The 7,846-nt window shown below is 62.2% G+C and carries 7 protein-coding genes; 1 reads left to right on the top strand and 6 read right to left on the bottom strand.

Features of this window, described 5'->3' with window-relative positions:
• Nucleotides 1-91: 91 nt before the first annotated feature.
• From ACTJK9_RS27750 to ACTJK9_RS27725, 6 genes are all read right to left on the bottom strand, one after another.
• Nucleotides 92-901 carry an ABC transporter permease gene (locus ACTJK9_RS27750; RefSeq protein ID WP_085611447.1) on the bottom strand — a complete coding sequence of 270 codons (810 nt, stop codon included), beginning with the start codon at nt 899-901 and terminating at the stop codon, nt 92-94.
• Nucleotides 891-1,826: an ABC transporter permease gene (locus tag ACTJK9_RS27745; protein WP_007954664.1), complete on the bottom strand. Its 936-nt coding sequence runs from the start codon at nt 1,824-1,826 to the stop codon at nt 891-893. The genes ACTJK9_RS27750 and ACTJK9_RS27745 overlap by 11 nt, the downstream gene beginning before the upstream one ends.
• A 1-nt stretch (nt 1,827) precedes the next feature.
• Nucleotides 1,828-2,865 carry an ABC transporter ATP-binding protein gene (locus ACTJK9_RS27740; protein ID WP_440817520.1) on the bottom strand — a complete coding sequence of 346 codons (1,038 nt, stop codon included), beginning with the start codon at nt 2,863-2,865 and terminating at the stop codon, nt 1,828-1,830.
• Nucleotides 2,866-2,992: 127 nt separating this feature from the next.
• Nucleotides 2,993-4,144: a putative ABC transporter substrate-binding protein YdcS gene (gene ydcS / locus ACTJK9_RS27735; protein WP_085747035.1), complete on the bottom strand. Its 1,152-nt coding sequence runs from the start codon at nt 4,142-4,144 to the stop codon at nt 2,993-2,995.
• Between the two features lie 82 nt (nt 4,145-4,226).
• Nucleotides 4,227-5,714, bottom strand: coding sequence for a gamma-aminobutyraldehyde dehydrogenase (locus ACTJK9_RS27730; RefSeq protein ID WP_064593679.1), 1,488 nt, complete (start codon nt 5,712-5,714; stop codon nt 4,227-4,229).
• Between the two features lie 99 nt (nt 5,715-5,813).
• Nucleotides 5,814-6,728 (bottom strand): LysR family transcriptional regulator, encoded by a 915-nt coding sequence (locus tag ACTJK9_RS27725; RefSeq protein WP_273899725.1) that lies wholly within the window; start codon nt 6,726-6,728, stop codon nt 5,814-5,816.
• Nucleotides 6,729-6,904: 176 nt separating this feature from the next.
• Between ACTJK9_RS27725 and ACTJK9_RS27720 the strand changes: the two genes are divergently transcribed.
• Nucleotides 6,905-7,627 carry a tellurite resistance TerB family protein gene (locus ACTJK9_RS27720; RefSeq protein ID WP_236189717.1) on the top strand — a complete coding sequence of 241 codons (723 nt, stop codon included), beginning with the start codon at nt 6,905-6,907 and terminating at the stop codon, nt 7,625-7,627.
• The last annotated feature ends 219 nt before the right edge of the window (nt 7,628-7,846 follow it).

Genomic DNA, 7,846 nt, shown 5'->3' with positions numbered 1-7,846 from the left:
CCCCCCCCCCCCCCCCCCCCCCCCCCCCCCCCCCCCCCCCCCCCCCCCCCCCCCCCCCCCACATTTCGATCCAGTTTCTTCAGTTATTCGGTTATTTGCCGCCGCTGCCGGCCACGCTCTCGCCACCCCGGGTCAGGTAGTAGGCGCCGAGGATCGGCAGCATGGTCACCAGCATCACCAGCATCGCCACGACGTTGGTCACCGGCACGTCCCGTGGGCGGCTCAGTTGATTGAGCAACCACAGCGGCAAGGTGCGTTCATGGCCGGCGGTGAAAGTGGTGACGATGATTTCGTCGAACGACAGCGCAAACGCGAGCATGCCGCCAGCGAGCAGCGCCGAGCCGAGGTTCGGCAGGATGATGTAGCGGAAGGTCTGCCAGCCGTCGGCACCGAGATCCATCGACGCTTCGATCAGACTGTGTGAAGTGCGGCGCAGACGGGCGATGACGTTGTTGTAGACGATCACCACGCAGAACGTCGCGTGACCGACGATGATGGTGAACATCCCCGGCTCGATCCCCAGTGTCCTGAAGGTCGCCAGCAGCGCGATCCCGGTGATGATCCCCGGCAATGCAATCGGCAGGATCAGCATCAGCGAAATGCCCTGTTTGCCGAAGAAGTCCCGACGATAAAGCGCCGCCGAAGCGAGGGTGCCGAGCACCATGGCGATCAGCGTGGCGATGGCTGCGATCTGCAAAGACAGCTTGATTGCTTCCAGCACGTCCGGCCGGGAAAACGCCACGCTGAACCAGTGCAGCGTGAAGCCTTTCGGTGGAAAACTGAACGCCGCGTCTTCGGTGTTGAAGGCGTAGAGGAAGATGATCAGGATCGGGAAGTGCAGAAACACCAACCCGCCCCAGGCTGCGATTTTCAGGCCTAAAGAGGCTTTCTCAGAGTGCATCGAAGGCCCCCAGTCGTTTGACGATGGACAGGTAAATGGCGATCAGCACGATCGGCACCAGCGTGAACGCCGCAGCCATCGGCATGTTGCCGATTGCACCCTGTTGCGCGTAGACCATGCTGCCGACGAAGTAGCCCGGTGGGCCCACCAGTTGCGGCACGATGAAGTCGCCCAGGGTCAGCGAAAACGTGAAGATCGAACCGGCCGCGATGCCCGGCACCGACAGCGGCAGAATCACCTGCATGAAGGTCTGGCGCGGCTTGGCTCCGAGGTCGGCGGAGGCTTGCAGCAACGACGGCGGCAGGCGTTCCAGCGAGGCCTGGATCGGCAGGATCATGAACGGCAGCCAGATGTAGACGAACACCATGAACCGGCCCAGATGCGAGGTCGACAGGGTGCTGCCGCCGACCCCGGGAATCCCCAGAATGAACTGCAGCACCGGCTCAAGCCCCAGGTGCTGGACGAACCACTGTGCCACGCCGCCCTTGGCCAGCAGCAGCGTCCAAGCGTAGGCCTTGACGATGTAACTGGCCCACATCGGCATCATCACCGCGATGTAGAAAAACGCCTTGGTCTTGCCGGTGGTGTAGCGCGCCATGTAGTAGGCAATCGGGAACGCGACGATGGCGCTGGCGATCGACACCACGACCGCCATGCTCAGGGTGCGCAGAATGATGTCGAAGTTCGACGGCTGGAACAGCGCGGCGAAGTTGGCCAGAGTCAGGTCGGGCGTCACCGCCATGGTGAAGTCATCGAAGGTGTAGAAACCTTGCCACAACAGCACCAGTAGCGAGCCCAGATAGATCGCGCCGAACCACAGCAGCGGCGGCACCAGCAGCATCGACAGATACAGGTTCGGCTTGCGATAGAGCAGGTTGGAAAACCTGCGCAACGGCGCCGATTGCGGGAGGGCGAGGGCGGTCATGTCACACCCCGCTCGCAACGGTGTCGTGCAGCGCAATCATCGCTTCCCGCGCCCAGCGTGCACTGATGCGCTGACCGGTCTGGTGCTGCGCGCTGCTGTCGATCCACTGATTGTTGGCTTGGCTGATGCTCAGGGTCTGGCCGTTTTCCAAGGTCAGTTCATAGCGTGTGGCGCTGCCCTGATATTGAATGTCGTGGAGCAGACCACTGATTTCAATCTCGTGGCTGGCCAGCGGCCCTTCAGCGAAACGCACGTGTTCCGGGCGGATCGAGAACGGCTGTGGATGGCCGCTGAGCTGGCGCGCCAGATCGCCGCGAATCACGTTCGAGGTGCCGACGAATTCGGCGACGAAGGTGGTTGTCGGTTTCATGTACAGATTGCGCGGCGTGTCGACCTGTTCGATGCGGCCCTTGTTGAACACGGCCACGCGGTCGGACATCGACAGCGCTTCAGTCTGATCGTGGGTGACGAAGATGAAAGTGATGCCGAGTTGGCGTTGCAGCTTCTTCAACTCGCTCTGCATCTGTTCGCGCAGTTTCAGGTCGAGGGCGCCCAACGGTTCGTCGAGCAGCAGCACTCGCGGGCGATTGACCAGCGCGCGGGCGAGGGCAACACGCTGGCGCTGACCGCCGGACAACTGCACCGGTTTACGCGCGCCGTAGCCGCCGAGGGCGACCATGTCCAAGGCTTCTTCGGCGCGCTTGTGGCGCTCGGTTTTGCTCACGCCTTTGACCTTCAGGCCGTAGGCAACGTTGTCCAGCACGTTCATGTGCGGGAACAGCGCGTAATCCTGAAACACTGTGTTGACGTCACGTTGATAGGGCGGCAGGCCGGCGGCTTCGGCGCCGTGAATGCGGATCGAGCCCGCGCTCGGTTGCTCGAACCCGGCGATCAGGCGCAGGCACGTGGTCTTGCCGGAGCCTGAGGGGCCGAGCATGGAAAAGAACTCGCCGTCCTGGATGTCGATGGAAACCCGGTCAACGGCCTTCACCTCGCCGAACTGCCGGGAAACGTTGGTGAACTGGACTGCAAGCGTCATGGTGCGGTGCTCCAAAAAGGCGAGGGCCGTCGCAGCGGCCCTGCCTGGACTTCTGAAAAACAGTGTTCGAGTTGATCGTTCCCACGTCGACGCCTCGACGGGGGAACAAACGGGCTAGGGCGGCGTGTCAGCGGCCGCCCATAATCGCAATGTAATCCTGCGTCCACCGGCTATACGGCACAAACTTCCCACCCTCAGCCTGCGGTGTTTTCCAGAAAGCGATCTTGTCGAACTGATCGAACCCGTTGGTCTTGCACCCCTCGGCACCCAGCAGCTCGCTACCCTGGCAAGCCGCCGGAACCGCCGGCAACGAACCGAACCATGCCGCCACATCACCCTGGACTTTCGGCTGCAGCGACCAGTCCATCCACTTGTAGGCGCAGTTCGGGTGTTTGGCCTCGGCGTGCAGCATCGTGGTGTCGGCCCAGCCGGTGGCGCCCTCTTTCGGCACGGTCGAAGCGATCGGCTGTTTCTCGTTGATCAGGCCGTTGACCTGATACGGCCAGGCGCTGGACGCGACCACGCCTTCGTTCTTGAAGTCGCTCATCTGCACCGTGGTGTCGTGCCAGTAGCGGTGGATCAGCTTCTGCTGAGCGCGCAACAGTTCCAGCACAGCCTTGTACTGATCTTCGGTGAGTTGATACGGATCCTTGATCCCCAGCTCAGGCTTGGTGGATTTCAGGTACAGCGCCGCGTCGGCGATGTAGATTGGGCCGTCGTAGGCTTGCACGCGCCCCTTGTTCGGCTTGCCGTCAGGCAGATTCTGCGCGTCGAACACCACGTTCCAGCTGGTCGGCGCGGTCTTGAACACGTTAGTGTTGTACATCAGCACGTTCGGGCCCCACTGGTACGGGGTGCCGTAGGTCTGGCTGTTGACCACGTACCACGGCGCGTCTTTCAGGCGCGGGTCGAGGGATTTCCAGTTCGGGATCAACGCGGTGTTGATCGGCTGCACACGCTTGCCGACGATCAACCGCAGCGAGGCATCGCCCGACGCCGTCACCAGGTCGTAACCGCCCTTGGCCATCAGGCTGACCATTTCGTCAGAGGTGGCGGCGGTTTTCACATTGACCTTGCAGCCGGTTTCCTTCTCGAAACCGGTCACCCAGTCGTAGGCCTTGTCGCTTTCACCGCGTTCGATGTAGCCGGGCCAGGCGACGATGTCCAGCTGGCCTTCGCCGGCGCCGACGGCTTTCAGCGGCTCGGCGGCCTGCAGGCTGGCGCTGGCCAGCAGGGCCGTGGTGATTGCACTGAGCAGTGCGGTCTTGTGCACGAACATGGTGAACCCTCTTCTTCAAATTATGGTCGGGGCAGTTGTGAACGCGGTGAAGCATGCCGTGGTCGGCTTGTTATTAGCGTAGTCAGAGATGCTGGCCGTGGCGGGCCATGATGTGCCGCACCACGCTGTAGTCCTGTAGCGAATCGCTGGATAAGTCTTTGCCGTAACCGGAGCGTTTCAGCCCGCCGTGGGGCATTTCGCTGACCAGCATGAAATGACTGTTGATCCAGGTGCAGCCGTATTGCAGCCGTGCGGCAACCTGCATCGCCTTGTCCAGGTTCTGGGTCCACACCGACGAAGCGAGGCCGTATTCCGAGTCGTTGGCCCAGTCCACCGCTTGCGCCAGTTCGTCGAAGCGGGTCACGGTCACCACCGGGCCGAACACTTCGCGCTGGACGATTTCATCGCTCTGTTTGCAACCGGCCAGCAGCGTTGGCTGATAGAAGAACCCGGCGCCGGAATGCACCGCTGCGCCGGTCACCCGTTCGATGTGCGGCTGGCCGAGGGCGCGCTCGACAAAACTGGCCACGCGGTCGCGCTGACGAGTGCTGATCAGCGGGCCGATTTCGTTATCGGCATCGCGTTTGCCGGCAAAGCGAAGGCTGCTGACCGCCGCGCCAAGTTCGGCCACCAACTTGTCGTGAATCCCGGCCTGGGCGTAGATCCGGCACGCGGCGGTGCAATCCTGCCCAGCGTTGTAATAGCCATAAGTGCGCACGCCTTCGACCACCGCTTTGAGATCCGCATCGTTGCAGACGATCACCGGGGCTTTGCCGCCGAGTTCGAGGTGCGTGCGTTTGAGGGTCTTGGCGGCGGCCTGGAGGATTTTCTGGCCGGTGACGATATCGCCGGTCAGCGACACCATCCGCACTTTCGGGTGGCCGACCAAGTGACTGCCGACGCCTTCGCCGCCACCGCAGACGATGTTGATTACCCCGCGCGGCAGGATCTCGGCCAGTGCCGGGGCCAATGCCAGAATCGACAGCGGCGTGTGCTCGGATGGCTTGAACACCAGCGTATTGCCGGCGGCGAGAGCCGGGGCAATCTTCCACGCGGCCATCATGATCGGGTAGTTCCACGGCGCAATCGAGGCGACGACGCCAATGGGATCGCGGCGCACCATGCTGGTGTAGCCGGGTACGTATTCGCCGCTGAGCTGGCCGGTCTGGCAGCGCACGGCGCCGGCGAAGAAGCGGAATACATCGACGGTGGCGGTCAAATCGTCCTGACGCGCCAGATGCAGCGGCTTGCCGCAGTTCAGGGCTTCGAGGCGGGCGAGGTGATCGGCGTGTTTTTCGACGGCGTTGGCGATTTCCAGCAGCAGGTTCGAGCGTTGTTGCGGGGTGGTGCGCGACCACTCGGCAAAGGCGCGGTGCGCGGCGAGGATGGCGGCTTCGACTTGCTCGGTACTGGCCTCGGCGATCTGGGTCAGGACTTCGCCGGTGGCCGGGTTGAGGATCGGTTCGACAAAACCCTGGCCGGCGACCAGTTCGCCGTCGATCAGCAACGCGGTGTGCATGTGGGTCTGCGCGCCAGCCATTTTCCGTGATCTCTTTTCTTGTATGGCCATGTTGCTCCCTGTTCCGGGAGCCGACCGTCTTATCGATGCAGCAAGACTAGTGCGCGGCTCCGGGGTCGACAAATTCTAAATACTGAAGGTGGCATTCGATTAAATAGATGGCTTGCGTCCGCCGTGGGGCTGCTCGCGGGCCACGGTCAGGAAAGGATCGACCAGCGCGGGGCGGGCGGTGCCGCGACGCCAGGCGAGACCGACGTCGAGTGTCTGGTTGAGGTCGGCAATCGGTCGGGCTTCGATGATGTCGCCTTCGAGCGACCATGGGCGGTAGGTCATGTCTGGCTGGATCGACACGCCGAGACCCGCCGCGACGAGACTTCGCACGGCCTCGGTGGACGCGGTTCTGAGGGTGATTTTTGGTTGCAGTCCGGCGCCACGCCACAGACGTTGGGCGTTGCGATCCATTTCATCGACGTTCAGTTGAATCAACGGCTCCCGGGCGACATCGGCAAGGTTGATGCTGTCGTGTTCCAGCAGCGGGTGCTGGGCCGGCAGCCACAAACGGTGCGGCGAGTGGGTCAGCACTTCGGTCTGCAAGGCGTGGCGGTCTTCGAGGTTGGAGAGGATCAGCACCCCGACATCGATCTCGCCGCTGACCAGCAAATGCTCGATGTACGGCCGCTCGTCCTCCATCACCCGGATCTCGACGTTGGGGTAGGCGCGCTGGAAACGGGTGAGCAAATCCGCCAGGTAATAACCGGCCACCAGACTGGTCACCCCGATGATCAACTGCCCGGCGACCTGATCGGTGCTTTGTTGCAGGCTGCGTTTGGCATTGTCCACGGTGGCCAGAATCAGGTGCGCCTGGCGCAGGAACTGGTGGCCCTGATGGGTCAGCGTCATGCCCTTGGCGTGGCGATTGAACAGGCTGACGCCGATTTCTTCCTCCAGTTGCTGGATGGCCAGGGTCAGGGTCGATTGGGAAATGAACGCGGTTTGCGCAGCGGCGGAGATCGAGCCGGTCTCGGCCACGGCGATGAAATGGCGGATCTGACGCAAGGTCATCATGGAAGGTTTACCGGGTGGGCGGTTTTTATAGATTGCCTCGAGTGTATATCTATTTTCGCGAAGGGCTGCCGTGGGCCAGGCAACATCTGGAAGCACACTCGCAACCAGGTGACGGGCACTTTCGAACTAGGCTGAGGGCCTTATTGATCCGGATAACCCCTGTTTGGAGACGGAACATGAACACCCGTGGATTGCTCGATCAACTCCTCAAGTCCGGCCAGGATCTGTTGCAGAACAAGGCGGGCGGGGCGCAGAACAAACCGGCGGCCGGTGGTTTGGGCGGCTTGCTGGGCGGATCTTCCAGTAACGGCGCACTCGGCGGCTTGCTGTCAGGCGCAGGCGGCGGTGCCCTGGCGGCCGGCGCCATGGGCCTGCTGCTGGGCAGTAAAAAGGCCCGTAAGGTTGGCGGTAAAGTCGCCCTCTACGGCGGCCTCGCCGCACTGGGCGTGATCGCCTACAAAGCCTATGGCAACTGGAACGCCCAGAAAGGCATCGCCCCACAAAGCGAACCGCAAACCCTCGATCGCCTGCCACCGGCGCAAGTCGAACAACACAGCCAGGCCATCCTCAAAGCCTTGGTCGCCGCCGCCAAGGCCGACGGCCACATCGATGACCGCGAACGCCAACTGATCGAAGGCGAATTCACCAAGCTCGACAACGATCAGGAACTCAAACACTGGCTCCACGCCGAACTCAACAAACCCCTCGACCCCACCGACGTCGCCCGCGCGGCAAGTACGCCGGAGATGGCCGCCGAGATGTACGTGGCGAGCGTGATGCTGGTGGATGAGGAGAACTTCATGGAGAAGAGCTATCTGGATGAACTGGCGCGGCAGCTGAAGCTGGAGCCGGGGTTGAAGGTGGAGTTGGAGAGGCAGGTGAGGGTGGCTTTGGTGTAAGCGGAGGTATTCAGGTTTTTATGAGACAGGGCAGGGGATGTTAAGGTTTGGCCCTTGACGCACCTTATAAGGATATTGCCCGTGTTACGTCAGTTTTTACTCGCCCTTCCGGCCATGTTTTTTCTGGCCGGTTGCGGGGCCGAGTCCGGCTCATTGCCCGTCAGCAAGAGCCTGACACCGGAAAAAGTCGCGTCGATTGCGGAAACTATTAAAACCAAG

Origin of the sequence: Pseudomonas sp. 22082 (genome assembly GCF_052046055.1) — a bacterium.
GTDB lineage: Bacteria > Pseudomonadota > Gammaproteobacteria > Pseudomonadales > Pseudomonadaceae > Aquipseudomonas > Aquipseudomonas pharyngis.
The sequence above is the reverse complement of the archived record's forward strand: the minus strand, read 5'-3'. Positions and strand labels throughout refer to the sequence as shown.

Bases quoted from the DNA above. Each gene is read 5' to 3' on its own strand.
- ACTJK9_RS27750 (WP_085611447.1), bottom strand. From the start codon at position 901: ATGCACTCTGAGAAAGCCTCTTTAGGCCTGAAAATCGCAGCCTGGGGC.
- ACTJK9_RS27745 (WP_007954664.1), bottom strand. From the start codon at position 1,826: ATGACCGCCCTCGCCCTCCCGCAATCGGCGCCGTTGCGCAGGTTTTCC.
- ACTJK9_RS27740 (WP_440817520.1), bottom strand. From the start codon at position 2,865: ATGACGCTTGCAGTCCAGTTCACCAACGTTTCCCGGCAGTTCGGCGAG.
- ydcS (WP_085747035.1), bottom strand. From the start codon at position 4,144: ATGTTCGTGCACAAGACCGCACTGCTCAGTGCAATCACCACGGCCCTG.
- ACTJK9_RS27730 (WP_064593679.1), bottom strand. From the start codon at position 5,714: ATGGCCATACAAGAAAAGAGATCACGGAAAATGGCTGGCGCGCAGACC.
- ACTJK9_RS27725 (WP_273899725.1), bottom strand. From the start codon at position 6,728: ATGATGACCTTGCGTCAGATCCGCCATTTCATCGCCGTGGCCGAGACC.
- ACTJK9_RS27720 (WP_236189717.1), top strand. From the start codon at position 6,905: ATGAACACCCGTGGATTGCTCGATCAACTCCTCAAGTCCGGCCAGGAT.